Origin of the sequence: Micromonospora matsumotoense (genome assembly GCF_900091525.1) — a bacterium.
In the GTDB taxonomy this organism is placed as follows: domain Bacteria; phylum Actinomycetota; class Actinomycetes; order Mycobacteriales; family Micromonosporaceae; genus Micromonospora; species Micromonospora matsumotoensis.
Genome location: NZ_FMCU01000017.1, coordinates 13,118 through 39,239, shown reverse-complemented (window position 1 = coordinate 39,239; position 26,122 = coordinate 13,118). Strand labels below are relative to the sequence as shown.

The 26,122-nt window shown below is 74.1% G+C and carries 21 protein-coding genes; 5 read left to right on the top strand and 16 right to left on the bottom strand.

Annotated features, from left to right (window positions below; genetic code table 11):
• Positions 1-77: 77 nt before the first annotated feature.
• Positions 78-4,379 carry an AAA domain-containing protein gene (locus GA0070216_RS25960; RefSeq protein WP_091251469.1) on the bottom strand — a complete coding sequence of 1,434 codons (4,302 nt, stop codon included), beginning with the start codon at positions 4,377-4,379 and terminating at the stop codon, positions 78-80.
• A gap of 144 nt (positions 4,380-4,523) precedes the next feature.
• On the opposite strand from GA0070216_RS25960, the gene GA0070216_RS25955 reads away from it, so the two are divergent.
• Positions 4,524-4,892 (top strand): VOC family protein, encoded by a 369-nt coding sequence (locus GA0070216_RS25955; protein WP_091251467.1) that lies wholly within the window; start codon positions 4,524-4,526, stop codon positions 4,890-4,892.
• 163 nt (positions 4,893-5,055) lie between these two features.
• On the opposite strand, the gene GA0070216_RS25950 is transcribed toward GA0070216_RS25955, so the two are convergent.
• Together GA0070216_RS25950 and GA0070216_RS25945 are read right to left on the bottom strand one after the other, a co-directional pair.
• Complete coding sequence (locus GA0070216_RS25950) at positions 5,056-6,219, bottom strand: phosphotransferase family protein (RefSeq protein ID WP_091251465.1); 1,164 nt, start codon at positions 6,217-6,219, stop codon at positions 5,056-5,058.
• An 89-nt stretch (positions 6,220-6,308) separates the two neighbouring features.
• Complete coding sequence (locus GA0070216_RS25945) at positions 6,309-7,034, bottom strand: TetR/AcrR family transcriptional regulator (protein WP_245722741.1); 726 nt, start codon at positions 7,032-7,034, stop codon at positions 6,309-6,311.
• A 110-nt stretch (positions 7,035-7,144) separates the two neighbouring features.
• Between GA0070216_RS25945 and GA0070216_RS25940 the strand changes: the two genes are divergently transcribed.
• On the top strand, positions 7,145-7,378 hold the full coding sequence (locus GA0070216_RS25940) for a hypothetical protein (protein WP_245722740.1): 234 nt from the start codon (positions 7,145-7,147) through the stop codon (positions 7,376-7,378).
• Between the two features lie 112 nt (positions 7,379-7,490).
• Here the strand turns inward: GA0070216_RS25940 and yidD are convergent, their stop codons facing one another.
• Complete coding sequence (gene yidD, locus GA0070216_RS25935) at positions 7,491-7,874, bottom strand: membrane protein insertion efficiency factor YidD (RefSeq protein WP_091251460.1); 384 nt, start codon at positions 7,872-7,874, stop codon at positions 7,491-7,493.
• Positions 7,875-8,081: 207 nt separating this feature from the next.
• Here yidD and GA0070216_RS25930 point away from each other — a divergent pair, with 207 nt between their 5' ends.
• The gene (locus GA0070216_RS25930; RefSeq protein ID WP_091251458.1) at positions 8,082-8,510 is read left to right on the top strand and encodes a VOC family protein; all 429 of its coding nucleotides are present in this window, start codon (positions 8,082-8,084) and stop codon (positions 8,508-8,510) included.
• 148 nt (positions 8,511-8,658) lie between these two features.
• Here the strand turns inward: GA0070216_RS25930 and GA0070216_RS25925 are convergent, their stop codons facing one another.
• Complete coding sequence (locus tag GA0070216_RS25925; protein ID WP_091251455.1) at positions 8,659-9,744, bottom strand: hypothetical protein; 1,086 nt, start codon at positions 9,742-9,744, stop codon at positions 8,659-8,661.
• 242 nt (positions 9,745-9,986) lie between these two features.
• On the opposite strand from GA0070216_RS25925, the gene GA0070216_RS25920 reads away from it, so the two are divergent.
• Positions 9,987-11,540, top strand: a complete 1,554-nt coding sequence (locus GA0070216_RS25920; RefSeq protein WP_245722739.1) for a gluconokinase — start codon at positions 9,987-9,989, stop codon at positions 11,538-11,540.
• A gap of 48 nt (positions 11,541-11,588) precedes the next feature.
• Positions 11,589-13,154: a GntT/GntP/DsdX family permease gene (locus tag GA0070216_RS25915; RefSeq protein ID WP_091251453.1), complete on the top strand. Its 1,566-nt coding sequence runs from the start codon at positions 11,589-11,591 to the stop codon at positions 13,152-13,154.
• Positions 13,155-13,383: 229 nt separating this feature from the next.
• Here GA0070216_RS25915 and GA0070216_RS25910 read toward each other — a convergent pair whose 3' ends face one another.
• The 11 genes from GA0070216_RS25910 to GA0070216_RS25860 form a co-directional block, all read right to left on the bottom strand.
• Complete coding sequence (locus GA0070216_RS25910) at positions 13,384-14,157, bottom strand: hypothetical protein (RefSeq protein WP_091251450.1); 774 nt, start codon at positions 14,155-14,157, stop codon at positions 13,384-13,386.
• Between the two features lie 266 nt (positions 14,158-14,423).
• Positions 14,424-14,744, bottom strand: a complete 321-nt coding sequence (locus tag GA0070216_RS25905; protein WP_176739134.1) for a putative quinol monooxygenase — start codon at positions 14,742-14,744, stop codon at positions 14,424-14,426.
• A 36-nt stretch (positions 14,745-14,780) separates the two neighbouring features.
• Positions 14,781-15,539, bottom strand: a complete 759-nt coding sequence (locus GA0070216_RS25900) for a MerR family transcriptional regulator (protein ID WP_091251445.1) — start codon at positions 15,537-15,539, stop codon at positions 14,781-14,783.
• A gap of 227 nt (positions 15,540-15,766) precedes the next feature.
• Positions 15,767-18,031 carry a putative bifunctional diguanylate cyclase/phosphodiesterase gene (locus tag GA0070216_RS25895; RefSeq protein ID WP_245722738.1) on the bottom strand — a complete coding sequence of 755 codons (2,265 nt, stop codon included), beginning with the start codon at positions 18,029-18,031 and terminating at the stop codon, positions 15,767-15,769.
• Positions 18,032-18,147: 116 nt separating this feature from the next.
• Entirely contained in the window at positions 18,148-19,656 is a 1,509-nt protein-coding gene (locus tag GA0070216_RS25890) for a hypothetical protein (protein WP_091251440.1), read from the bottom strand.
• On the bottom strand, positions 19,653-20,741 hold the full coding sequence (locus tag GA0070216_RS25885; protein WP_091251438.1) for a hypothetical protein: 1,089 nt from the start codon (positions 20,739-20,741) through the stop codon (positions 19,653-19,655). Before GA0070216_RS25885 ends, GA0070216_RS25890 begins: the two co-directional genes overlap by 4 nt.
• A 385-nt stretch (positions 20,742-21,126) precedes the next feature.
• Positions 21,127-21,360 (bottom strand): zinc-ribbon domain-containing protein, encoded by a 234-nt coding sequence (locus GA0070216_RS25880; protein WP_091251437.1) that lies wholly within the window; start codon positions 21,358-21,360, stop codon positions 21,127-21,129.
• A 408-nt stretch (positions 21,361-21,768) separates the two neighbouring features.
• Complete coding sequence (locus GA0070216_RS25875; RefSeq protein ID WP_091251434.1) at positions 21,769-22,632, bottom strand: SRPBCC family protein; 864 nt, start codon at positions 22,630-22,632, stop codon at positions 21,769-21,771.
• Positions 22,625-23,185 (bottom strand): winged helix-turn-helix domain-containing protein, encoded by a 561-nt coding sequence (locus GA0070216_RS25870; protein ID WP_091251430.1) that lies wholly within the window; start codon positions 23,183-23,185, stop codon positions 22,625-22,627. Before GA0070216_RS25870 ends, GA0070216_RS25875 begins: the two co-directional genes overlap by 8 nt.
• Positions 23,186-23,309: 124 nt before the next feature.
• Positions 23,310-24,647 carry a class I SAM-dependent methyltransferase gene (locus GA0070216_RS25865; protein ID WP_091251428.1) on the bottom strand — a complete coding sequence of 446 codons (1,338 nt, stop codon included), beginning with the start codon at positions 24,645-24,647 and terminating at the stop codon, positions 23,310-23,312.
• Positions 24,644-26,026 carry an FAD-binding oxidoreductase gene (locus GA0070216_RS25860; RefSeq protein WP_091251425.1) on the bottom strand — a complete coding sequence of 461 codons (1,383 nt, stop codon included), beginning with the start codon at positions 26,024-26,026 and terminating at the stop codon, positions 24,644-24,646. Before GA0070216_RS25860 ends, GA0070216_RS25865 begins: the two co-directional genes overlap by 4 nt.
• Between the last annotated feature and the right edge of the window lie 96 nt (positions 26,027-26,122).

Here is a 26,122-nt window from a genome sequence, read left to right as displayed (position 1 = left end):
TTAGCGCCACTCGCGTGTCGGGTTACACATCAAGCTCGGGGCACGGGCTGAGAGCGGTATCAGCCGGCAGCGACCGTTCAGGACGAGTGCTCCTCGACCACCCAATGGCCCTCGATGCCCAGCTCATCGATGCGCTGCCACAGCGGTGCCAACGCCGCCTCCGGATCGCGGCTGAACACGCTCCCCCTGATCCGTACGAAGACGCAGTTGCCGACCCGTTCCAGCACCGCCTGCCGACGCATGTCGCTCTCCCACTGCTCCGGCCCGTGGTAGGCGTCCCCGTCACACTCGATCGCCAGCCGCCGCCCGTCCGGGGCGGGCAGCACGAAATCGATCCGGTACGAGCCGATCCGGAACTGCGGCAGCGGCCGGAACCCCCGGCGCAGCATCCGCCGCAGCACCTCGCGTTCGAAGTCGCTGTCGCAGCGCTTCTCCAGGTCGTCGTAGGACTCCTCGGCGGTGTTGACGTTCTGGCAGTAGCGCAGCAGCAGCCCCCGGGCGTCGTCGGCGCGCAGGTCGTCGGGTTGCACGGAGTGGAACACCCAGAGCTGGTCGCGGGCCCGGGAGGCGGCGACGTTGACCCGGCGGTGGTGGTCGCGTTTGGTGAAGGCGGCGACCGGTCCCTGGTGCGGGGAGACGACCGTCGACACCAGCACCACGTCGCGTTCGTCGCCCTGGAAGGTGTAGGAGTCGCCGACGCGCAGCCGGCGGCGTTCCATCTCCTCCTCGCCGATCTGCTCCCGCAGCCGGGCCAGCAGATAGAGGGCCTGCCCGCTGGTGCTGAGCAGGCTGACCACGCCGACGCTGCGGCCCGCGTACGCCGGGTCGGCGACGATCGTGGCGACCCGCGCGACGAGGGCCTCGGCCTCGGCCACGTTGACGTTGCCGTAGCCGGGCAGGTCCTGGCGGATGCCCTCGGGCACGTGCACGGCGACGACCGGGTCGCCGATGCCGGCGGGCCGGTCGGTGCGCAGCGGTTCGATCTCGCCGCCGTAGTAGGTGTCGCTGGAGAACCCGATGATCGCCGGCACGGACCGGAAGTGCTCGGTGAGCAGGATCCGCTCGGGCGAGCGGCGGACCGCGTGGTCGTAGAGGCTGCTCTCCGGGTCGAAGTGCTCGGCCGACGGCACATCGACCAGGTGCGAGTTGATCAGGCCGGTGACGCTGCCGACGAAGGAGAGCTGCGGCCCGATCTGCTGGTCGTCGCCGACCACCACGGCCCGTTCGGCGAGGCTGAGGATCGGCAGCGCGAACAGGTCCGCCTGGGACGCCTCGTCGACGATGACGACGTCGAAGCGCGCGCCCCCGGCGAACTGTTCGATGGCCCGGTCGACGGACATCACCCAGACCGGCACGGCGTCCACGGCGGCGGCCATCGCCTTCTGCGCGTGGGCCTGCCACTGGGCGGCGTTCTTCCCGGTCCCCTTGCCGATCTTGCGTAGCGCGGTGGTCCAGTCGGCGAGGGCGGCCCGCCGCCGGTCGTCCAACGCCAGCGACACCTCCAACCAGGCGGAGGCCACGACCAGTTCCCTGGTGAGCTGCCGGATGCGTTCCCGGGTGCGGTCGACACGCCGGCCCAGGGCGACCGGGTCGACGCTGCCGACGACCTGGTCGAACCAGGTCTGCGCGCGCCGCCACCGCCACCGGTCGAGGCAGTCCGCGCCGGTGCCGTGCAGGGCGGCGGCGGTGCCGGCCTCCAGTTGGGCGGTCCAGTCGGGGGCGACGGGTCGCAGCCGGTCGGCGAGCTGGGCGAGGCGTTGCGCCTCGGGGCGCAGGGCGGCGAGCCGGCGCACCTCGTCGAGCAGGGCGTCCCAGCCGTCGAGGTCGCCCTGGTAGCTGTGGTCGAGCAGCCGCCACAGGTCGCTGGCGTCGGCGCCGGACATGCCGTGCTGCAGCAGCGCGTCGAGCCGGTGCTCCTCGGCGACCAGCTCGTCGTGGGCGAACACCGCCGTGGCCCGGCCGAGCAGGGCGATCAGCGCGGTCAGCCGGCGTACGTCGATGGTGTGCTCGGCGCGCGGCAGCAACCGGCGGACGACGCCCAGCAGGGCCGGCCAGCGCCGCCGGTCCCAGTCCAACGCGGTGGCGGCGGCGGTGAGCAGCTGGCCGGTCCAGTACTCCGGCTCGTCGCCGACCTCGACCGGCAGCCCGAGCGACGCCCGCCACTCCGCCCACCGGGTGGTCAACGCCTGCCGCAGCCGACGCCGGGTGACGTACGCGACGACGATGTCGACGTCGTCGGCGCTCCGCAACACCTCGCCGTCGATCCGGCATTCGGTGGCGATCCGGGCCAGGGTGCCCTGGAAGAGCTTGCTGACGCCCTTGCCGGCGGCGAACCGCTGCCGCAGCTCGTCGAGCAGGGCCAGCAACCGGCGCGGCTCGGTCAGGTGGACCTCGGCGACGGTGACCTCGTGCCCGGCGATGACCCGGGCGGCGGCGGCCAGGTCGGCGAGCGCCTGCTGGCTGGCGGCGACGTGGTCCTCCCACCGGATCCGCCAGTTGGCGTCGGCCTGCAACAGGGTGCCGAGGCGGTCGGTCCACGCCCCCTCCCGCTCGGTGAGCAGGGTCAGCGCCTCCCGCAGCTGCCCGCCGAGGTGTTCCAGGGCGGGCTGCCCGACGGCGCGCACCTCGGCGACCAGCACCCCGGCGTCGGCGAGCCGGTCCAGTTCGCGCCGGGTCGTGGCCAGCTCGTGGCGGTCGGCCCGGATCGCCTCGGCGGTCGGCAGGTCGGCAGCCGTCGGCAGCCGACGCAGCGCCTGGGCCCGGTCCTGTCGCCGGGTACGCCGGGCGATGTCGAGCAGTTCGCTGAACTCCTCGCCGGTCAGCGGGGCGTCGAGGGCGGGGGCGAGCGGGTCGGGGATGTCGCCGTAGCGGTCGGCCCGTTCCCGCAGCCAGACGCCGATGTCGCCGGGGGACAGCCGGATGCCGTCGATGTCGTACCGGGCGGACTCGTGCTCCGCCATCGCCCGCAGGCCGGCCAGGGCGAGCCCGAGGTCCCGCTCGGCCTCCTCCAGCTGCCGGCGCAGCCGGTCGACCTTCTGCTGCTCGGCGCGACGGTCCAGGGTGGCGCCCCGGTCGGAGAGTTCCCGGGCGGCGAGCTGGAGCTGCACGAGCTGGTCGGTGGAGCGGCCGAGCACCGCCAGGCAGAGCGGTTGGATCTCCGGTGGCAGGCCGTCGCGCAGCACCCGCAGCGGGTCCTCCTTCTGGGCGACGACGAGCACCCGCTTGCCGTGCGCCATCAGGTGGCAGATCAGGTTGCGGATGGTGTGCGTCTTGCCGGTGCCGGGCGGCCCCTGCACGGCGACGTTGCGGTGCTGGGCCAGCCGTCGGGCGATGGACTCCTGCGCCTCGTTGGTGGGCAACGGCATGAGCAGCCGCTCACCCAGCGGCTGCCACCGCTGCGGCTGGTCCTGCGGCATCTCCAGCCGGCTCGGTTCGTGGGCGAGGATGGCGGCCAACGCCCCGATGCCGGTGGTGTCGCCGGCCAGCAGCCGCTCCCGCAGCTCCTCCAGGAACCGGCGCAGCATCCGCTGCCGGGGCCGGACGAACAGCACCCCGGTGTCGTGCACGTACGCGCCGGTGGGGGCGGGGGCGTCGGCGTCGCGCAGCACCGGGTCGTGGCCGAGCCGGCGCAACGCCCGCGCGAAGAACTCCCGCCGGTCCTCCTGCGCCCAGACGTCCAGGTCGAGCTGCCCGCCGGCCCCGGCCAGGGCCAGCAGTTGACGCAGGTAACGCTCGTCGAGGCCGGTCAGCGGGTCGGTCTGCAACCGGGCCGGCCCCTGCGGTACGACCCGGACGACCGACCGGTCCACGTCGAACTCGACGGCGACCGGGGTCACCACCAGCGGGTACTGCACCCGGTGGCCGGCGACCTCGGCGCGGATGACGCCGTGCCCCCAGACCAGTTCGTGACTGGCGGCGGTCATGTCGACCCGGTGCATCAGGTCGAACAGGGCGCGGTGCAGCTGGCGTACCCGGTCGGTGCGGGCGGCCTGCTCGGCCCAGGGCCGCCAGTCCTGCTCCCGCCACTGGTCGAAGCGGGGGCGCAGGCGCGCGATCGTCTCCTCGTCGCCGGTCAGCCTCGGCTCGGCCGGGTAGGGCGGGGTGTCGGCGAGGTGCGCCACGAACTCGACGGGGGTCTTGAGCCGCCGGGGCGTCGCCGGCAACCCGACCTGCAACCAGCTGACCCCGTCGGCCGAGACGCCCAGCTGGCAGTCGGGGTGCTCGGGCAGGTCGTGCTGCCAGAACGCGTCGGTGGTGGGCACCGTCCGGGCCGGCTTCTCCAGCTGGGCGCGGACCGCCATCAGATAGTCGACCAGCGCGGTGGTGCGCTCCAGGATCAGCGCGGGCGTTTCAGTGTCGGGCGTGGCGCGGGGGAGCATGCGGCACCTTTGCTGGCTGTGGCGGTCCCCGGCACCCTACCGGCGAATTCCTCCCGGACGGGGCCTCCGGGCGGCATTCTTGACCGCGACCGTGTCGTAGGTCCGTTCTAGCCTGGGCCGGCAACCACATCGAGGGAGACCATCGTGCTCGACCACCTGGGCATCCAGGCCCGCGACATCCCCGCCAGCCTCGCCTTCTACGACGCCGTCCTCGCCCCGCTGGGCGCCCGCCGGATGTTGGAATACGGCGACGTGGTCGGCTACGGCGTCGAACGGCCCGACTTCTGGCTCAGCCCGACCACGGTGTCCGGCCCGGCCCACGAGGCGCACATCGCCTTCACCGCCGCCGACCGGGCCGCCGTCCGGGCGTTCCACGACGCAGCGGTGGCGGCCGGCGCCGAGGTGCTGCACGCCCCGAAGGTGTGGCCGGAATACCACCCGACCTACTTCGGCGCGTTCGTCCGCGACCCGGACGGCAACAACGTCGAGGCGGTCTGCCACCGGCCGGAGTGACGGTCCGCCGCCCGGTCCGCCCGGCCACCACGGCTTCCCGACCCGGTGGGGCGGCGGGCGGCGGCACCCCGGTTCGCGACGGAGAGCCTGGACCCCCACCTGCACATCTCGGCTGCCTGACGCGGTGGGGTCGGCACATCTCGGCTGCCGCCCGCCGGGGCGGTCAGACCGGCTCGGCCGCCGCCCGCGCCAGGTTCTCCGGCACGTCCTTGACGTGATAGATCCGTTCGCTCGGCTCGATGCCGGCGAGGAACATCGCGTACACGGCCGCCATCCGCAGCCAGGCCACCGACCGCAGCAGCGTCACCGCCCGCTCCGGCCGGCAGCCGGGCACGTCGGCCCGCCAACGCGCGCACCAGTCGGCCACCAGGGCGGCGGCCGGCTCGGCGGGCAACTGTTCGGTCAGCCGGAGGATGTCGAAGGCCGGGTGCCCGACGAACGAGTCACCCCAGTCGATGATGGTGTGCCGCGACCCGTCGGCGCGGACGTTGCCGGGGTGCAGGTCGCCGTGCACGACGGTGTCCGGCAGCCCGCACCGGGCCACCTCGTCGAGCCGCGCCTCCAGTCCGGCGAGGAGCGGGTCGGCGGCGGGATGTGGGGCGAGCGTCGCGCGTAGCCACCGGGCCAGGGCGACGCCGCGCTGGTCCGGCACCCCGGCGGCGATCAGCCGGTCGAGGGTGGGCGTCGTGCGTACCTGGAGGGCATGGTGTGCGGCGGCGATCGCGGCGCGTTCGGCGGCGTCGGCGCCGTAACGATCCTCCCCCGGCACGTGGTCGAGCAGCATCCGCCCCTCGTCGGCGGCGGCGAGCAGCGTCGGCGTGGCCGGGTCGTCGGCCAGCAGCCGCAGCACCGCCGCCTCGTGCCGGAAGAACACCGGCACCTGCTTGAGCCAGGCGATGCCGTGCGGCCCGTCGAGCCGCCAGATCGCCGACAGGTTCCAGGTGCGCTCCTGGGTGACCGCCGTCGCCGGCCGGCCCAACCGGTCGAGCTGCGCGGCGGCCCAGGCCAGGCTCGCCGCCGGCCCGCCCGGCTGCGCGTAGGGCACCCGCAGCGGATGCGCCGCCGGCTCCACCGCCTCCGCCGGCAGCAGCGGTACGCCCACCGGCCCGGCCGCCTCGGCCAGGTAGCTGACGTGACCCCCGGGTGGCCGGCCGCGCTGCCCGGCGAGCACCCGCAGCACGGTCACCTCGACGCCGTACGCCGCACGGGCCCCGGCGACGACCGCCACCGTGTCCTGCCACCAGGGCACCGGCACGTCGAAGTCGGGCAGCGCGCCCAGCGTTCGGCCGGTGGTATCGACGAGGACGAGTCGGATGGTGCGGGACATGCCCCGGACGGTAGCGACGACCCGCCCGACAGGCGAGCCGAATATCGCCGGGGCTCCGTCCGGCAGCGGTCAGCCCGGGTGGGTGGCGGTCAGCTGCCCGGGTGGGTGGCGAGGATGGCGTCGAGGCCCCGGACGAAGAGGTCCTCGTCGCTCCACTGTCCGTCGTCGAGGTGGCCGGCGGCGATGAGGGTGGGGTAGGCGTCGGCGTTCGCCACGAGGTGTCGACGGGCGTCGGCGCGTACCTCGGGATCGTCGGTCCGCCGCCAGGTGGCCTCGGTGAGCGCCGCGCCGATCACGTAGTTGGCCACGAGCCGGGTCACCACGGCCAGGTGGACGCCGGTGAACCCGGCGCGGACCAACGCCGCCTGCAGGAACTCCGTGCGGGCGAGGACGTGCGGGCCGAGCATCGGTCGGCCGATCAGGCTGGGCGCCCAGGGGTGGCGGAGCATCGCCGCCCGCCACCCGGAGGCCAGCGTGCGTACGTCGGCCCGCCAGTCGGCGTCGGCAGCGGGCAGCGGCACCTCGCCGAAGATCTCGTCGACGGCCAGGTCGAGGACGTCCTCCTTGGTGGTCACGTGCCAGTAGAGGGCCGTCGGGGTGACCGTGAGGCGCTCCGCCAACCGGCGCATGGTCAACCCGTCCACGCCGTGCCGGTCGAGCAGGGCCACGGCCGCCGCCACGATCCGCTCCCGGGTCAGCGGGGTGGTCCGGCGGTTGCGGACCGGCTCCTCGCGCAGCCAGACCGTGCCGGCCCTGCCGTCGGCCCGGCCTTCGTGCCGCCCGGCCGGTCGCCCGCTCAATTCGGTCGCGTCCACCTGCAGCATCCTAGTACCGTGGCCACTTAATTTAACGCTGTTAGATTAGACTCGGGCATGCCGCCGGCCGCACCCCCGGTGAGCGGTGTGGCTCTCCCGGAAGGACGGTGGTGACCGTGCCGCTGATGCGGATACAACTGGACAGCGACCGGCTCACCGCGCGCCGGGTGGTGGAGCTGCACCGGGCCGGAAAGACCCACCGCGAGTCCCGCGACGCCGCCCGCGCCGAGGTCTGGCGGCGGGGGCGCACCCCCGCCGCAGAGCCCGTCTTCGTCGGCGTCACCAACGGCGAGCCCGTCCGGCTCATCTACGACGTCGAGGTCTACCGGGACGTGACGTCGTGACGGCCGCCCGCACACGGTGTTCCCCTGGTCGGGGCGAGCACCGGGCGGCCGTCGGCCACGGGCGGCCGTCGACGCCGCAGACGCACGTGCCGGCAGCCGGGCCCGTGGGTTGTCAGTGGACCGGGTCGTGGGTGCCGCGTGGGACACCCGGCCGGCAGCGGCGCAGCCGGTCCGCCGCCATCCGCCCGCCGACGGCCAGGCCGTACCGCTCGACGGCGGTCAGGCCGTAGGCGCTGCACGTCGGGGTGTAGCGGCACTGGCCCGGCCAGCGGTGCGACAACCAGCGACGGTAACCGAGGATCGCGGCCCGGCCCGCCCGGTCGACCACCGGCGCCCGGCTCACCCGGGCCGTGGTCGCGCCGAGGGTGAGCAGGAACGAGAACAGCCCGAAGTCACAGCAGGGCAGGCCGTCGCAGTCGCAGACGTCGCAGTCGGCGTCGCACCAGTCGCGCTTCTTCTTGCGCTGCTTGCGCTTGAAATGGATCACGCCGTACATGATGCGACGGCCGCGCCACCACGACGGAAGGCCGGCGGCCGGGCGCTGTCCGACCAGCCCACCCTGCCCCGGCACGCGCTTGCCGCCCCGGCGGTGCTCCCGTGGGCGAGGTAGCGGCCACTACCTCGACCCTCCGGCGACGAGGCACCCCTCGGCCCGCCCGGGCCGGCCGACATCCCTCGATCCGTCCGGGGGTACGGTCCGGGGATGGAGCAGCGGATCAGTCTGGTCACGCTCGGGGTCGCCGACCTGCCCCGGGCCCGCGCCTTCTACGAGCGGCTCGGCTGGCGCGGCCAGGAGGTGCAGGAAACGGTCTTCTTCCAGGCCGGCGGGCTGGCCGTGGTGCTCTGGGGGCGGGCCGCGCTGGCCGCCGACGCCGGGGTGGCCGACGCCGGCCCGGGGGCGGCGTCACTGGCGCACAACGTCCACTCCCGGGCCGAGGTGGACGACATCCTGACCGTCGCCGCACACGCCGGGGCCCGGATCACCCGGCCGGCGGCGGAGACCTTCTACGGCGGGTACGCCGGCTGCTTCACCGACCCGGACGGTCACCTGTGGGAGATCGCCTGGAACCCGGGCTTCCCGCTCGCCGAGGACGGCAGCCTCACCGTGCCGGACCTGACCCCACCGTCCTGACCGTGAGCGGGGCTCCGCTGGGCTGACAGCAGAGCCGCAAGCAGCAGACGGGCCGGCTACGGCAGCAGAGCAGGAGCGGCGGACGGGCTGGGCCGACAGCAGAGCCGGAACCACCGAAGAAGCCGGGCCGACGGGGCGGGTCGACCGGTCAGCGGTCGACGGTACGGCGTACCCCGTCGTGGCCGGCGCAGGGCTTCGGCCGACCGCCGGTCAGGCTGACCGCGCCGTCGCGGCACAACACCAGGTAACCGTGCCCGGCCCAGAACTGCGGCACGCAGTCGAACCAGTCGCAGACCCGGTGGTCGGGCTCGCGGACCCGGTCGCCGCCGCAGTAGTCGTACCCCATCGGGTTGGCCGGCGCCCCGCAACGCCGCTCCCGCACCACGGACGGTGACGGGGCGGGCGACGGGGGGCGGGTGCGGGGCGGGGCAGGCGCGGCGGTGGCCGCCGCCGCCACCTCCGGGGTGACCGGCGGGTCGGACTCGACCAGCACCGCCGGCACCACCAGGGTCAGCATGGCGGCCACCGCGACGGTACGTCGACCGCCCGGGATACGGGCGCTGATCCGGGCCTGCGCGGGGGTGGCGATCGCCGGCCGGAACGGCGTGGTCTCGGCGTGCGTGGCGATCAGCTCGTCGAGTTGGGCGAGGACGGCGGCCCGGTGCTCGATGGCGTCGGCGAAGGCCAGGGTGAGCACGAACCGGAACTCGGCCGCCGCGCCCGGCGGCAGCAGCAGGCCGGAGGTCTGCCGCCGGTCCAGGACCTGGATCAGGGTGACCGGGGCCGCCGGGTCGTGCAGCAGCCCGGTCATCTTCCCGTACGCCCAGTCGCGCCGGCCGCGCCCGCCGACCAGGACCAGTCGACGGTTGGTGACCACCGCGATGCCGGCGTCCGTGACCCGCACCCCGTCGGGCAGCCGGTGGCGCAGCCGCCCCGGGTCCGCCTCGACGACCAGGTCGGGGGCGGGCAGCACGGCGGTGTGCCGGAGTTCGACCAGTTGGGCGCCGGGCATCGTCCAGAGGACGGCCTCGCCGGGACTCAACGCCAGCGGCAGGCCGACACCGGCCGACGCCGTGCCCCGCAGGCCGACGGCGAGGGCACGCAGCCGACGCAGTTCGTCGTCGCGGCGTCGCCAGGCCCGCTCCACGGTACGGAAGGCCCGCCGTCGTCGTTCATTCTGCTGGCGTGCCCAGGTGTAACGCCAGGTGGAACCCGTCGAATCAGTCATCGCCACGCCGATCCCTCCGCCGCGCGAGCCACCAACCGGGGTGTTCACCCGGCTCAACGGCGGAGACAAGCCCGACGGACCCGACATTGCGGGTTTACCACCCGATCGGGGGATGAATTTCCTCCCAGAGTGGCGCATCGCACGGTGACCCACGTTCCGGTCCGACGCCGTGCGGGGTGGGGCCGGCGTGGGTAACGTCAGCCGCAGCCGGGCCGCAGCGCCCGCACCGCCGACGCGAAGGGGGACCCGTGACCGGCCCGGACCAGCGCCACCGCGTGGTGCTCGGCGTCGACATCGGCACCACCAGCACCAAGACCGTGGCGTACGACGTCGACGGCCATCAACTCGCCAGCCACTCGGTCGGCTACCCCCTCGACGAGCCGCACCCCGGCTACGCCGAGCAGGACCCCCAGCTCATCTTCGACGCGGTGGTGGAGACCATCCGCACCGTCGTCACCGAGTTGGGCGCCGGCATCGCCGGCCTGTCGTTCAGCACCGCGATGCACAGCCTGATCGGCCTCGACCCGGACGGCGTACCGCTCACCCCGTCGGTGACCTGGGCAGACTCCCGGGCCAGCAGCCAGGCCGAGCGGCTGCGCGCGGCGCCCTGGGGGCTGGCCCTGCACCGGCGCACCGGCACCCCCGTGCACCCGATGGCCCCGCTGTCCAAACTCCTCTGGTACGCCGAGCAGGAGCCGAAACTGCACGAACGGGTCGCCCACTGGGTCGGCATCAAGGACTACGTGCTGCTGCGGCTGGCCGACGCGCTGGTCACCGACCACTCGGTCGCCTCGGCCACCGGCCTGATGGACATCCACCGGCTCGGCTGGGACGCCCAGGCGCTGCGGATCGCCGGGATCACCGAGGAGCAGCTACCCCAACTCGTCCCCACCACCACCGTGCTGCCGGGGCTCACCGCCCGCGCCGCCATCGCCACCGGCCTGCCCGCCGACACCCCGCTCGTCGTCGGCGCGGGTGACGGCCCGCTGGCCAACCTGGGTCTCGGCGCGGTACGCCCCGGCGTCGTCGCCTGCTCCATCGGCACCTCCGGGGCGATGCGGGTGGCCGTCGAACGCCCCGCCGTCGACCCGCTCGGCGGGGTGTTCTGCTATGCGCTCACCGAGGACCGCTGGGTGGTCGGCGGGGCGATCAACAACGGCGGGATCGTGCTCCAGTGGGCCGGCGACGCGCTCGCCCCCGAGTTCGGCGAGCACGGCGAGGAGGAGCTGCTGGCGTTGGCCGCCACCGCCCCGGTCGGCTCCGGCGGGCTGATCATGCTGCCGTACCTGCTCAGCGAGCGGGCCCCGCACTGGAGCGCGCTGCCGCGCGGGGCGTACGTCGGGCTGACCCACGGGCACCGCCGCGAACACCTCGTCCGGGCCGCGTTGGAGGGGGTCTGCCAGCAGCTCGCCCTGGTTTTGGCGTCGGTCCGGGCGGCCGGCAACGAGGTCCGCGAGGTCCGCGCCAGCGGCGGGTTCGCCCGCAGCCCGTTGTGGCGGCAGATGCTCGCCGACGCGCTCGGCATGCCGGTGCGGTTCCCCGCCGGCCACGAGGGCTCCAGCTTCGGCGCGGCGCTGCTCGGCATGCAGGCGCTCGGCCTGATCGACTCCATCGACGTCGCCGCCGACCTGGTGCGCATCGACGAGACGGTACGCCCCGAGCCGGCCGCCGCCGCCACCTACGCCGCCCTGCTCCCCCTGCACTCCGAGCTGTACGACGCGCTGCTGCCCACCTTCGCGTCGCTGCGCCGGCTGGCCCCCAGCCTGCCGGCGGAGCCGCCACCCACCCCCGCACCCATGTGATCGCCCGCCCCGCACCGGGTCGGACACCGTCCGAAGGTCGTGATTACCGTGCTCACTCTCCTCGCCGCACCGGCGGAACCGGCCACCAGCGCCGGTGACGCCCAGCTCGTCGTGGCCGCCCTGCTGGGCATCGCCGCGGTGGTGCTGCTCATCGCCTGGGGCAAGGTGCACCCCTTCCTGTCACTGATCCTCGGCGCGGCGGTGCTGGGCGTGGTCGCCACCATGGCCCCCGACAAGATGATCACGTCGTTCAGCGCCGGGGTCGGCTCCACCGTCGGCGGGGTGGGGCTGCTGATCGCGCTCGGCGCGATGATCGGTGGCCTGCTCGCCGAGTCCGGTGGGGCCGACGGCATCGTCAACCGGGTCGTCGGGCGGGTCTCCGGCACCGCCCTGCCCTGGGCGATGGCCGGGGTCGCCGCGCTGATCGGCCTGCCGCTCTTCTTCGAGGTCGGCGTGGTGCTGCTGGTGCCGATCGTGCTGCTGGTCTCGCTGCGCACCGACGTGCCGCTGATGAAGATCGGCATCCCGGCGCTGGCCGGCCTGTCGGTACTGCACGGCCTCGTCCCGCCGCACCCCGGCCCCCTGGTGGCGATCTCCTCGCTCAACGCCGACCTGGGGCTCACCCTCGGCCTTGGCCTGATCATCGCCATCCCCACCGTGATCATCGCCGGCCCGGTGTTCGGCAACTTCATCGCCCGGTACGTACCGGCCACCGCGCCTGCCGCACTGCTGCCCACCCGGCAGCCGGCCACCAGCGGTGGCGGCCGGCGGGGACCCGGCAGCCCCGACGCCCGCCGCGACCGCACACCCGACGGTTCGGACGCCGGGCGCGGACGGGCCGGCGACGACGTCGACGGCGACCTGCTCACCGACGACGACCTGGTGAACCCGGGCACCGGTCGGCCGGGCGCGCCGGTCGACGACAGCGGCACCGAGACCGCCCGGCGTGCCCCGAGGTTCTGGCCGGCGGTGCTCACCGTGCTGCTGCCGGTGGTGCTGATGCTGCTGCGCGCGGTCGGCGAACTGGCCCTGGCCGAGGGGACCTTCGCCCGGCAGGCCCTCGACCTCGTCGGCACCCCGATCGTGGCGCTGCTGGCCGGCGTGATCGTCGCCATGTTCACCCTCGGCTACCAGGCCGGCTTCAGCCGCAGTCAGGTCTCCTCGGTGCTCGGCGGCTCGCTGCCGCCGATCGCCGGCATCCTGCTGATCGTCGCCGCCGGTGGTGGCTTCAAGCAGGTGCTGGTGGACGCCGGGGTGGGCAACCTGGTCGCCGACGCGGCCAAGGACGCCAACCTCTCCCCGTTGCTGCTGGGCTGGCTGGTCGCCGTCGGCATCCGGGTCGCCACCGGCTCCGCGACGGTCGCCACGATCACCGCCGCCGGCATCGTCGCCCCGCTGGCGGCCACCCTGGACCGGCCGGAGGTGGCGCTGCTGGCACTGGCCGTCGGCTGCGGGTCGCTGTTCTTCTCGCACGTCAACGACGCCGGCTTCTGGCTGGTCAAGGAGTACTTCGGGCTGACCGTGGGACAGACCATCAAGAGCTGGTCGGTGCTGGAGACGATCATCTCGGTGGTCGGCTTCGCCGGCGTACTGCTGCTCGACCTGGTCCTGTGAGGCTCCCGGGCCGCCGGACCGGACCTCGCCGGCCGCACCGGTCGGGCGTTGATCAACTCAATGTCGCCGTAACAGCGGTATCGGAGCGCGCGGATACCGCTGTTGCGGCGATGTGGCGAGCCGACGCCGGGCGAGCCGACGCCGGGCGAGCCGACGCCGGGCGAGCCGACGCCGGGCGAGCCGACGCCGGGCGGGCAGGCGGGTGGGGAGGGCGCGGGGGCGTGGTGGGTCAGGCGCCGGGGATGTTGCCGGGCGGGTCCTCGCCGATCAGGCCCGCCGCCGGCTTCTCCGCCGACACCGGCAGGCCGAAGTCCGCGTACGTCAGGTCGAGCGCCGAGGTCTTGCCCGGCTCACCGGACAGCTCGATCCGGTAGCGGACCAGCCGCCCCTGCGCGTCCACGGTCGCGGTGAACGGCACCGCGGCGGCCCGTTCCCCGAGCACCCCGCCCAGCCCGTCGCCGAGCACCTCGGTGTTGCGTCGCAGGTCCAGGGTGCCGGCGTAGGCCCGGTCGCCGGTGGCGCGTACCTCGGTGGCCGCGCCGAGCGTGCTCGCCAGCCGGGTGTTGTCCAGCCCGGTCCGCTTCGCGGCGGCCGCCTCGGCGGTGCCCAGGTGCCACCAGGTGCGCCCGTCCCAGACCGGCACCCGCCGGTCCGGGGCGGTCACCTTCACATAGACGTCGGTGCCGGTGGCGAGCCGTTCGATGACCACCTTGCCGTTCGCCACGGCCAGCGTCGTCGTCTCCAGCCCGCGCCGAGCCCGGGGGTCCCAGACCAGGGTGGTGCCGTCCCCGCCCGCGCCGTCACCGAGGCTCAGCCGGTAGGACTGCTGGTCGACCCGCTGCGCGGCGGCGGCCAGCACGGCGGTCGGCGCGGTCGGTGCCGGCCCGCTGGCGGACGGCCCGGCGGTCGGTGTCGACCCGGCACCGCCGTCCGAGGTGCAGCCGGCGGCCGTCACCAGCACGACGAGGGCGGCGGTGGCGGCGGCCAGCTTCGGGTGCTTCACGACGGTCTCCCCGGGCGATGCGCCCGCCGGCCGAGCCGATCGACGCTGGTGACAGAGCGGTCGCGCCAGCCTAGCCCGACCGCCCGCCGCCGACCGGCCACCCCTGCCCGGCCCTCTCCCCGACAGCGACAGCCAGCCCGGGCGCACGCCCCGGGGGACGACACAGCTCGGACCCGGGCACACGCCGATGCCGTTCGATCAGCGTGTTCGGCCCGGTGCGGGCCAGCCGTGAGGCGTCACGGTCCCCGCGCCCGTCGGCGTCCGGGTCAGGGAGCCTCGACGGCGGAGATGCGGTAGCGGTGCACCTCCGCCCCGAGGATCGCGGTCTCCTGCTCCTGGGTCGGGCCGGACCCCCGGAACGCCAGCAACTGGTCGTCGGACTCCCACCGTTCGTAAACGTTGATCCGACCCGGCTCGACCAGGTCGGGACCGATCGCGAAGTCCACGCAGCCGGGCGTCGCACGGGCCTGCCGGACGACCTCCAGGCAGGACTCCAGGTAGGCGTCCCGCTCCGCGGGTTCGACGTAGAGACTTCCGGCGACGATGAACACGGGCGACCTCCGGTAGGCGGGCGGAACGTCCCCCATCCTGACCTACCGGAGGTGATGCCCCCGTCGTCCCGCTCAGGCCCGGCTGATCGCGTTGGCGTGGATCGCCTCCGCCAGGTACTCGGCCAGCCCCGGCGCGATCGTCTCGTAGTAGGCGGTGAACCGCGGGTCGGCCAGGTACATGTCGGCCAGCCCGGTGTGCACCTCGTACGAGCAGTCGTAGAACCAGCGGACAATGAGCTGCCGGTGCTCCTCGGCCAGCGCCTTCGCCTCCGCCGAGTCGGCCGGCCTGCCGCTGGTCAACGCCGCGACGATGCGCCGGTTCCAGTCGTCCTGCTCCGCCTTGTGGCGCAGCCAGTCCTCCTTCGAGTAGCCGGCCGCCCGTCGGGTCGACACCCGGTACGCCTCGGTGTCACCCCAGCGCTCCCGCGCCTCCTCGGCGTGCTCGTCCGGGTCGACGTCACCGAAGACCTCGAACCGCTCTTCCGGGGTCAGATTGAGTTCCATCCGTCTCGCCTCCATCGCGATCTCGATCGCCGCGACCATCTCCTGGAGTTTCCCGATCCGCCCGGTCAGCAGGTCGTGCTGCCGGCGCAGGTGCGCCGCCGGGTCGGCGGTCGGGTCGTCGAGGATCGCCGCGATCTCCTCCAGCGGAAACCCCAGCTCCCGGTAGAAGCGGATGTGCTGCAACCGCTCCAGGTCCGCGTCGTCGTAGCGGCGGTAGCCGGCCGCCGTCCGGCCGCTCGGCGAGAGCAGCTTGATCTCGTCGTAGTGGTGCAGCGTCCGGACCGTCACCCGGGCCACCTTCGCCACCTGACCCACCGTGTACGCCATGGTTTCCCCCCTTCCGGCACCAAGCCTCCGGCCTGCCGCGACGTGAGGGTCAAGCCCGATTCTGCGCCAGTCCCGCGGTTCCCCCGGCGCGCCCCACCGCACCAGGTCGGGGCGGGCCGGGCCGGGCCGGAAAGGCTCGGGCAGGGCAGAACCGGGTCAGGGCGAGCCGGATAGGGCCGGGCCGGGCCGGGCCGGGCCGGAGGAGGGCGGGGGGAAGGGCGGGCAGGTCAGCGCGGGGTGTGCAGGGCGGCCAGCCGGCCGGGACGGCCGTACCGGTAGCCCTGACCGTGGACGCAGCCGATCGCGGTGACCGCCGCGTGCTGCCCCTCGGTCTCCACCCCCTCGGCCACCACCGCCAGGTCGAACGCCCCGGCCAACCGGGTGACCATCTCCACCGTGGCGTACGCCCGCGCGTCGGTATCGAGCCGGGCCACGAACGATCGGTCGATCTTGAGCTCGGTGGCCGGGATCCGGTGCAGGTAGCTCAACGACGAGTAACCGGTGCCGAAGTCGTCGATGGCGATCCGGATGCCCAGCTCCCGGAGCTGGGCGAGCCGTTCCAACACCGCCTCGCTGCCGTCGATCAACGCCGACTCGGTCAGCTCCAGGGTGAGCGCACGGGGCGCCAGGCCGGCGGTGGCGGTGGCCGCCGTGACGGTGGCGATCAGGTCGGGGCGGCGCAGGTGCGCGGCGGCGATGTTGACCGCCACGGTCGCCTCGGGCACCAGGGCCCGCCAGGTCGCCGCCGCCCGGCACGCCTCGTGGATCACCCACCGGTCGATCGGCACGATCAACCCGGTCTCCTCCGCCAACGGCAGGAACGCCGCCGGGGCGAGCAGGCCGAGCCGGGGGTGCCGCCAGCGGACCAGGGCCTCCGCGCTGCGGACCGCGCCGGTGGCCAGGTCGACGATCGGCTGGTACTCCAGGTGCAGTTGCCGCTCGGCGACGGCCCGCCGCAGGTCGGCGATCAACTCGGCCCGGCCCACCGCCGACTCCCGCAGCGCGGGCGTGCAGGTGCGGTACGCGGACTTCCCGGCGGCCTTCGCCGCGTACATCGCGATGTCGGCGTCGCGCAGCAGGTCGGTGTGGGAGGCGTGCTGCGGGCCGAACTCGGCGATGCCGATGCTGGCCGACGGGTGGACCCCGACGTCCTCCTCGCCTGCCGACGGTTGCAGGGCGGCGAGCAGCCGCTCGGCGAGCCGTTCCGGGGCGACCGGGCGGTCACCGTCGACCAGCACGGCGAACTCGTCGCCGCCCAGCCGGGCGATCGTGCCGTCGCCACCGACGGCGGTCCGCATCCGGACCGCGATGCTGGACAGCAGGGTGTCACCGGTGGCGTGCCCGAACCGGTCGTTCACCTGCTTGAAGCCGTCCAGGTCGAGGAGCAGGACGGCCACCGGGGGGCCCTCGCGCAACGCCTGGCGCAACCGCCGGTTGAACATCAGCCGGTTGGGCAGGCCGGTGAGCTGGTCGGCGTAGGCGAGCCTGCGCAGCCGGGCCACCAGTCGCAGGTTCTCGTTGGCCGCCAGCCCCTGCCGCAGGGCGAGCACCCCGAGCAGCGCCATCATGCCGACGAAGACCAGAGGTGGGGTCTGCCCGGTGGGTCGGCGGGCCAGCACCACCGCGATGATCGCCCCGCCGACCGGCAGGTAGGGCAGCGCCACCCGCCACCACGACGGGAGCGGGGACTCGCCGACCTCCTCGGCGCCGTCGCAGGTCGGCGGCGGTGGTCGGGTGGTGGCGATGCCGATCAGCAGGTAGCTCAGCGGCCAGCAGACGTCGATCGGGTGCCCCGGGGCGTAACTGCCGTGCGCGACCAGCGAGACGTAGACGGCGTCCGCGCCGGCCCGGGTGACCAGGCTCGCCCCGATCAGGGTCAACGGCGGCCACACCGGGCGGGCCGAGCCGGCCACCGCCACCAGGATGGTCAACTGCATCAGATCGATCATCGGGTAGAGCAGGCCGATGGTCCGCAGGGGATCGTCGAGGTCGGCGGCGGCGATGTCGCGGAACACCACCACCCAGCCGATCGGGATCAGGGCCAGCCCGACGATCACCCCGTCCAGCACCGCACGCGCCCGGCCGACCATGCTGCGCGGGGCGGTCAGCGCGGCCAGCAACGCGGCCGTGCCGGTGACGATGCCGGCGGTGAAGACCGCGCCGATCAGCGGGGTGTGCGGCAGTTCGTCGGCGCGCAGCCGGTCCACCGTCCACAGCAGCCGGCCGGCGGCGGCCAACCCCATGGTGAGCGCGAGCAGCGCCCAGAACCGGCGCAGCGGGGCGGGGTGCCGGCGCATCGTCCGGGTGCAGGCGTAACTGGCCCAGCTCGCCAGCGCCGTGGCGGTCACGTCGCTGGCCAGGGCCGCCCCGGGCAGCGCGGCGAGCAGCCAGCCCAGCTCCAGCACCACGACCACCGAGGCGACGATCGCACCCACCCGGGGAAGGGTCAACGGTCGGATCGGCGCGCCGGAGACGGCGTCCTGGGGTAGCACGGTGATCGCTCCGGCTCTCTGTCCAACGCGCACCTCGACCGTGCGGACCAGCCACGGACGGCGAACCCTCGAAGCCTAGCCAGCCGTACGAGCCGCCGCCACACCTGACAGGTCGGTTATCCGACCACTGAGGACAGCCCGGCGGACGACCTGGTCGACACGTCGGCAACCGGTGGCCCGCCGTGCGTCCACGGAGTCTCCTCCGCCGTCGGGAACGTGCCGGCGGGCAGGAACGCCTCCGACAGGGTGGTCAGGCAGAGCCGCTCCCCCACCTGTGGCACGCTGCCCGGCGGCGCGGTCAACCCCCGGCCCATCCCGCCGGACAGCTCCAGCACCACCTCGGTCCGGCCGTCCGCCGCCGGGGTCACGAAGACCACCTTCGCCTTCTGCCCCGGCCGTGCGGTCGACCACAGGGTCGCCCCGACCGGCACCCGGACCGGCTCGGTGGTCACCACCTGGATCCTCGGCCGCAGCACCGGCCGTTTGCCGCTGTCGTCCACCCGCGCCGGGTCGGCCAGGGTCACGTCACCCACGAACGCCTCCCCGGTCAGCCGGTGCTCGGCCATCACCAGCGGGTCGTCATAGGCGCGCTGGACCGCGTACGTGGTCGCCGCGCGTTCCAGCCGGTGCAGTCGTACCGCCGCCGCGACCGCGCCGTCGCGCCGGGGCTGCGGTCCACCGTCGGCGTCGAGATGCTCGGCGTACCCGGTGAAGGCGTCCCGGTCGCCGGCCCACCGCCCGGCCACCCGGGCCCCGGGCGGCAGCGCGCCGAGCAGACCCAGGCCGCGCCACATCAGCTCCCAGGTGGGCGCGAGCTGCCCGCGCAGCAACCGCACCAGCTCCGCGTACGCCTCGTCGCGGGCGGCCGGGTCGTCGTCGGCCGCCGCCCACGCGGCCATCGCCGGGGCGAGCGCCGCGTTGTCGAATTCCGGGTCGGTGGCCGGCCCGGCCGGCGGGCACACCCCCGGGTCCTCCGCCCGGGCGGCGGCCGCGACACCGGTCCAGCCGGCCGGCGGATCGATCCAGCCGAGCAGCGCCGGCAGGTGCAGGTCCTCCACCGCGCTCTGCCCGGTCGCCCAGTGCAGGGTGAGCGCGTCGGTCATCGCCAGCAGCGCCGACGAGCCGGGCTGCTCGGCCCGTTCGGCGAAGAAGGTCAGCCAGCGGCCGAGCAGCGGCACCGCCGGGTGCACCGGATAGTCGCCGTCCGGACGGCGGAACCGGGTGGACCGGCCCAGCAGCCGCAGGAAGGTGATCCCGGCCGGGTTCGGCACCCAGAGCTGCGGGGCATCCACGTAGCGGTAGCGGACGTCGCGCCCCCGGTCCACGGCCACCGCCTCCGAGACACCCCGGAAGCCGTCCAGCCACGGCAGCACGATCCCGGCCAGTTCGGTGACGAAGCGGAACCGCTGGTCCCGGTTGCGGGGCTGCGGCACGATCAGCAACCGCGCGTCGTCGGGGGCGGTGCCGACCAACGCGGCGAGCGGGGCGTGCGCCTCACCGGCCATCGCCAGCGGCACCAGCACCAGTGGACGGGTGGCCAGGTGCAGGTGCCGGACCGTGGCGACCGGCTGGGCCACCCCGGCGGCGACGGCCTGGGCCCGTGCCAGCGCGCGCAGCGTACTCATGCGGGGTGGCCGGCGAGGGCGTCGGCGCGCAGCCGGGCGGCGGCCCGCAGCAGCGCGGCGGCCTCCTCCCGCTCCGGATCGGCGGCCCGCTCGCCGGTCGCCAGGGCCAGCACCTCGGTCACCTCGGCGATCCCGCCGAGCGCCTCCCGCACCGGCCGACCCAACGCGCCGGTCTGCCCGCGCGCCTCGTTCCGACAGAAGTACGCCAGTTCGCAGCCGGCCAGGCAGTCCGGCGCGTATCGGGCCGGCACGGTACGCAGCGCGGCGGCCAGCGTCGCCGGCTCGGCGGCCGGGTCGGCGGTGAAGCCGGTCGGCACGACGGTGAGCAGATCGTCCAGCCGGGCCATCCGGTCCAGCTGGCGGCGCAGCACCAGCAGTTGCTTGCGCACGTCGATCAGGCTGGCCACCGGCTGGTTGGCGAAGTCACGCGGGCAGACCAGCACCACGTCGTGCGACACCGACTCCGGGTCCCGCCCCTCGGCGGCGAACAGGTCCCGCAGCGCCAGCACATAGACGGCCGACTGGACGGCGGCGGCGGCCACCTTCGCCGGGTCGGCCTGGCCGTCGATCACGGGGAACGACTTGATCTCCACGACGTGGAACCGGCCACCGAGCCGGGCGGCGACCAGGTCCGGTTCCAGGTGCACCCGCTGGCCCGCCACCTGCAGGCCCAGCAGCGGATGGTCGAACAGCGCCGCCTCCGACCCGCTGGCGGTCAACGCGGCCCGGGACCGTTCCCGCCGGTCCGGCAGGTCGTCCGCGCCGCCCAGGTCCGTCCAGCTGGCCCGCTCCGGCACCGGTACGCCCAACCGCTGCGCGACCAGTCGCAGCAGCTCCGCACCACCGTCCGCCTTGACCTGCGCCTCGAACGCGTTGCCCCGGGTGATGGCGAACCGGGACTGGCCGAACCGGGCCGGGAAGCCGACCCGCTCGGCGAGCGCCGACTTGTCCACCCCGGCCCCGTCCAGCACGGCCCGCCGGGAGCAGCCGGGGTTTCCGGTGAGCGCGGCGATCGTCCGGGCGTTGTGCCGTTTCGGGGGCGCGTCGCCCCGGATCGCGGCCAGGCGCTGTGCGGTGCTCGTCACGACAGGCCACGATAGCCGCCCCGACCGACCCCGGCCGGCAGCCGACGCCCGTTCCCGGCCGGCCCGGTTGCGGCAGCGCGGTCGCGACGGCCCGGTCGCGGCAGCGCGGTCGCGACGGCCCGGTCGCGGCAGCGCGGTCGCGACGGCCCGGTCGCGGCAGCGCGGAGCGTGCGGACCGGCGGTCGACGGTGCGGGGTGGCGCGGGCGGGTCAGCGGCCGGCGGACCGGTTCCAGGGCGAACGGGGCGAGCGGGCACCGGCGGCCGGCCGGTGGCGGCGCGACGGGCGACGGGCGGGGGTGCAGGGTGGCCGGGAGGCGGTGTGCACCGGCGCGGTCGGCGAGCCCGGTGGGCGGCCGATCAACCAGCAGAGGAAACGGGCCACGGTCAGCCGACCGGGAGGCGGCGGGCCTCGTCGGCGTCGACGGCGTACTCGACGCCGCAGAACGAGCACTGCTGCACGTACTTCGTCCGGATAGGGATCAGCGGGACGAAGAACAGGGTGAACTTCGTCGACCGGCGGCTGATCACCTGCGCGGCCTGGTTGCCGCAGTGCCGGCAGACGGCGGTCATCACCCCCGACCGGGTGACCTTGGTACGGAGTCCGAAGATGAAGAACATCGCCCGGCAGTACCCCGCCCGACGCCCCGGGAACCACCGGCGAGAAAATCCTGCCCGCTGTTGTCCGGAACCGTGCCTCCGCAGGTCGCACACGGCCGGGGCCCCGCAGGTCGCACACGGCCGGGGCCCCGCAGGTCGCACACGGCCGAGGCCCCGCAGGTCGCACACGGCCGGGGCCCCGCAGGTCGCACACGGCCGGGGCCCCGCAGGTCGCACACAGCCGGGGGCCGGTGGTGTGCCCGTCCACCCCTGCCACCTGTGAATCGTCAACGTCATCAGCTCTACAGGGGTCGCCTCCATGGTGCTGCTGCCGGGCGATCCGGCCCAGGGCGACTCCGGCCCAGGACAGGCCACCACCCGCACCCGGACCTTGAGAACCGGCCCGGGCACGGGTGCGGTGGTGGTGGTTCAGGTGCCGGGAGCGCCGGTGTGGATCTCCTCGGCCGCCCAGATCGGCTGCCAGTCGGCCATCTCGTGGAAGCGGCGCAGCTCGGACAGGCCGGCCACCGACCCGCTCCACGCCGCGTACGGCGGGTTGCCCTCGTCGAAGCCGCTCTGCACGAAGGTGAGCCTCGTCTTTCCGCCGGACTCGGCCAGCTCCCAGGTGGTGACGCCGACCGGCCCCCAGTCCACCGACATCTTCCGGCCGGGCTCCAGGTCGATCACCTTCGCCGTGTACCCGCTGTCGAAGCCACCCATGGCGTACCGGCCGCCGACCCAGGGCTCGATGCCGATGGGATAGCCGAACCAGGCGCTGGCCTGCCCGGAGTCGGTCAGCGAGGTCCAGACCCGGTCGATCGGCGCGGCGATGGTCAGCTCACCGCGCAGGTCGGCGGAGGTGAAGTCGGTCTTCGGCAGCAGCGGGCGACCCTCCAGGTGCGCGGCCAGGTTGGCGATCGACAGCGACCACCAGGTCTGCAGGACGCCACGGATGCTGCTGCCGTCCATCGCCTCGGCGAAGTCGAAGTGGCTCTGGCTGAGGGTCAGCAGCGTGGCGTCCGGCCCCTGCGCCGTCAGGCACAGCTCGCTGGTCGTCTCGACCCCGTCGAGCAGCCAGTCGAAACGCAGCGTGTACGGGTCGGCGTGCCGCAGCCGTTGGTGGGGTGCGTCGCCCTCGGGCGTGTGCCGGCCCCAGAACTCGTACCGGCTGGGCAGGTCGACCTCGGCGTGCTCGGTCAGCCAGACGCGCAGCTCGGTCGGGTCGGTGAGCGCCCGCCACACGGCCTCCACCGGAGCGGCGAGCCGGGCGCCCAGCGTGAGTGGTTCAGTCACGGTCTTCCCCCTTGGGGTAACAGGCCACGGCGAGCTTGAAGGCGTCCCCCTCGACGCCGCCGTAGCGGGTGAACAGGTCCTGCAACGTCGACTGCAGGTCGTGCAGGAACTCCTGCCGATGCTCGGCCGGCACCCGGATCTCGCCGGAGACCCCGATCGAGGGCAGTTCCGGCGCGTTCCGGTCGAGCGCGGCGACGTCGGCCTGGACCTCCTCCATCAGGTCGAGCAGGTGGCCCAGGCTCAGCTCGTCGGAGACCCGGCGGGCCCCGCCGATCCGGCCGACCAGCCGGGGCGAGAGCCAGTACGACCGGGCGACGGCCTGCCAGATGCCCTCGCTGATGCCGCGCACCTTCCGGCTGGCCACCTGCTCGACCAGGCCGGCCGCAGCGAGCTGCTTGACGTGGTAGTAGACCCGCTGCGGGGTCTGCTCCAGTCGGGCCGCCACCTCGGTGCAGGTGCGGGGCTCGGCCAACTGCCGCAGCACGTCCACGCGCTGCGGCTTGAGCAGGGTCTCGGCCTGCTCGATCTGCTCCAGGTACAGGACGTCTCTCATCTCAAAAACAATCCTGTACGTAAAAATTCTCCTTGTCAATTGGATCGACGAAAGCCGCGCCGAGGTGGCGCGGCTTTCGTCAGGGCGATCGGCGCGTACGGTCAGGGCGTGCCGCGCAGGCTGGTCAGGGCGTCCAGTTCGGGCGCAGCGGGTAGCCGTTCACGCCCTGCGGGGCGTTGCGGGTCGCCAGCACCTGGTGCAGTTGGATGCCGTTGCGCTCGAAGGCCAGCCGCGACCCGGCCATGTAGAGACCCCAGACCCGGGCCGTGCCCAGGCCCACCTCGTCGACGCAGGAATCCCAGTTCGCCACGAGATTGCGGCACCAGGCGGCCAGGGTCAGCGCGTAGTGCTGCCGCAGGTTCTCCTCGTGGTGCACCTCGAAGCCGGCATCGTGCACCTCGCTGATCAGGCGACCCGGCCCGGCCAGCTCGCCGTCGGGGAAGACGTACCGGTCGATGAACGCGCCGGAGCGGTGCGGCGCCCGGTTGTCGGCCCGGGTGATGCAGTGGTTGAGCAACCGGCCGCCGGGACGCAGCCGGTCCCGCAGCGCCCGGAAGTAGGCCGGGTAGTTGCGCACCCCGATGTGTTCGGTCAGCCCGATCGAGGAGATCGCGTCGAACTGTTCCCGGGGCGCGTCGCGGTAGTCGAGGTGACGCACCTCGGCCAGGCCGGTGAGCCCCTCCCGCGCGATGGCCGCCTGCGCCCACTGCGCCTGCGCCCTGGACAGGGTCACCCCGATCGCCCGCACGCCGTACTCGCGGGCCGCGTGCCGGACCATGCCGCCCCAGCCGCAGCCCACGTCCAGCAGGCGCATCCCCTGCTGAAGGCCCAGCTTGCCGGCGACCAGGTCGTACTTGGCCGCCTGGGCCTGCTCCAGGGTGTCGGTCGGGCTGCGGTACACCGCGCAGGTGTACGTCATGGAATCGCCGAGCACCTTCTCGTAGAAGGCGTTCGACACGTCGTAGTGGTGCGAGATGGCCGTGCTGTCGCGGCCCCGGGAGTGCCGCAGCCCACCCAGCACCCGCCGCCAGCGGGGCAGCGCCTCCTGCGGCGGTGTCGGTGGGGGCCGCAGCCGCTCCCAGCCGAGCCCGCGCACCAGGGCCAGCCCCTCGGCCACCGGGGGGACCCGCAACCGCAGGTCGGTGAGCACCCGCAGGGCCTCGTACGGGTCGCCGGGGTGCACCCCGCCCAGCCCGAGATCACCGCTGACGTAGGCCCGCACCATGCCCAGGTCGCCCGGGGCGGTGAGCAGGTAGGACAGCCCCCGCTCGGAGCGGATGTCGAGGGTGATCCCGGCGTCGGCCGGGCCGATCGCGCTGCCGTCGTAGCCGGTGATGCGGACCGGCAGGTCCCGCGTGGTGACCGCGCGGACGATGTCGGCGACAGTCGGGCCGGGCCGACTTCCCGCCGGCGGGCTGGCCGGGGCGCTCGCCGCCCCCTGTTCTCGGTCGGTCAGGCTCATTTTCGGGCAACCGCCTTCTCGTAGAGTCCGGTGAGCCGATGGTCCGGGTCATAGCGGTCCTTCACCGCACGCCAGGTCTCCCCGCCGTAGAGCTGGTCGAAGACCGCCCGGTCGTAGTACGCGTCGGAGTAGAGCGACTTGTGGCCGCCGAACTCCGACACCGCCCGCTCGATGGAGCGATTCACGTCGCCGTCAACGGCACCGTCCACGATCGGCACGGTGCCCCAGAAGCCGATGTTGAGATACGTCCGACCGGGGCGGAGCGGATAGAGCGGCCAGGCCCGGGCCGAGCCGGGGCCGGCGGGCTCACGTAGCCGCAACGGGCAGAGCCACACCGGGGTCATCCCCACGTTCCGGTCGAACCACCGCAGGAAGTCGGCCGCGCCCTCCAGCGAGATCTCGACGTCCTGCACGACGCGTTCCCGGGCCGGCCGGCCCCGCCACCGGTCCACCCGGGCGGCCACCTGGTGCCGGTGTTCCAGCCGGACCAGCCGGTGGTAGACGTCGCTGCGCCGCCAGCGGCCCGGCCAGAGCCGACGCACCACCGGATGCTGCGCCCCGAACGCGGCCGAGCACCAGAACCAGTCGGTGTCCCAGCGCCACAGGTAGTCGTGGCCGCTCAGGGTGTCCCGCACCCGACGACGCAGCGAGCGGTAGTAGATGTCCTGGTCGGTGTAGTCGCTGAGCGGCTCCGGGTCGTCGGTGAAGGAGCCGAGCACCAGATAGGACTCGCCGGGACTGAACATGACGCCGTCCATCGCGTCGACCGGCTGCCCCTCCCACTCGCCCTTGGCGGTCACCTCGGCGATCGCGTCGGTCAACTCCTCCAGCCGGGTGAACCGGAGGTTGCGCAGGGCCACCGCCCGCCCCACCGGCTGGAGTTCGATGCGCAGCCGGGTGGCGTATCCCAGGCTGCCCAGCGAGTTGGGGAACGCGGCGAACAGGTCGGCGTGCGGGCCGTCCCGCCGGGCGGTGACGACCTCCCCCGCCCCGGTGAGGATGTCCAACTCGAGGACCGACTCGTGCGGGAGCCCGTTGCGGAACGACGTCGACTCGATGCCCAGCCCGGTCACCGCACCGCCCAGGGTGATCGTGCGCAACTGGGGCACGACCAGGGGCATCAGGCCGTGCGGGAGGGTCGCGTCGACCAGATCCTCGTAGGTGCACATGCCCTGCACCTCGGCGGTACGGGCGACCGGGTCGACCGACAGGACGCCGTCCAGGCCGCTGACGTCGAGGCCGGGCACACCGGTGGCCGACCGGGGTCGGAACAGGTTGGAGGTGCGTTTGGCCAGTCGTATGGGTTGTCCGGGAGGCACGGCGGCGTACGACCGCCGCAACGCGTCCACCGCCAGTTCATGATCACGCTGCGCGCGCATGAGATCACTTTACGCGCGAAGCGCCGTTCTGGGGGACCCCACCGCCGGCCGTTTCGGATCAGCCGGCCGCCCGGAAACACCCCTGCCGCAGGTCCG

Excerpts from the sequence above, each read along its gene's own strand:
- GA0070216_RS25960 (WP_091251469.1), bottom strand. The coding sequence starts at position 4,379 with ATGCTCCCCCGCGCCACGCCCGACACTGAAACGCCCGCGCTGATCCTG.
- GA0070216_RS25950 (WP_091251465.1), bottom strand. The coding sequence starts at position 6,219 with ATGTCCCGCACCATCCGACTCGTCCTCGTCGATACCACCGGCCGAACG.
- yidD (WP_091251460.1), bottom strand. The coding sequence starts at position 7,874 with ATGTACGGCGTGATCCATTTCAAGCGCAAGCAGCGCAAGAAGAAGCGC.
- GA0070216_RS25930 (WP_091251458.1), top strand. The coding sequence starts at position 8,082 with ATGGAGCAGCGGATCAGTCTGGTCACGCTCGGGGTCGCCGACCTGCCC.
- GA0070216_RS25905 (WP_176739134.1), bottom strand. The coding sequence starts at position 14,744 with ATGGGGGACGTTCCGCCCGCCTACCGGAGGTCGCCCGTGTTCATCGTC.
- GA0070216_RS25900 (WP_091251445.1), bottom strand. The coding sequence starts at position 15,539 with ATGGCGTACACGGTGGGTCAGGTGGCGAAGGTGGCCCGGGTGACGGTC.
- GA0070216_RS25890 (WP_091251440.1), bottom strand. The coding sequence starts at position 19,656 with ATGAGTACGCTGCGCGCGCTGGCACGGGCCCAGGCCGTCGCCGCCGGG.
- GA0070216_RS25880 (WP_091251437.1), bottom strand. The coding sequence starts at position 21,360 with ATGTTCTTCATCTTCGGACTCCGTACCAAGGTCACCCGGTCGGGGGTG.
- GA0070216_RS25870 (WP_091251430.1), bottom strand. The coding sequence starts at position 23,185 with ATGAGAGACGTCCTGTACCTGGAGCAGATCGAGCAGGCCGAGACCCTG.
- GA0070216_RS25865 (WP_091251428.1), bottom strand. The coding sequence starts at position 24,647 with ATGAGCCTGACCGACCGAGAACAGGGGGCGGCGAGCGCCCCGGCCAGC.
- GA0070216_RS25860 (WP_091251425.1), bottom strand. The coding sequence starts at position 26,026 with ATGCGCGCGCAGCGTGATCATGAACTGGCGGTGGACGCGTTGCGGCGG.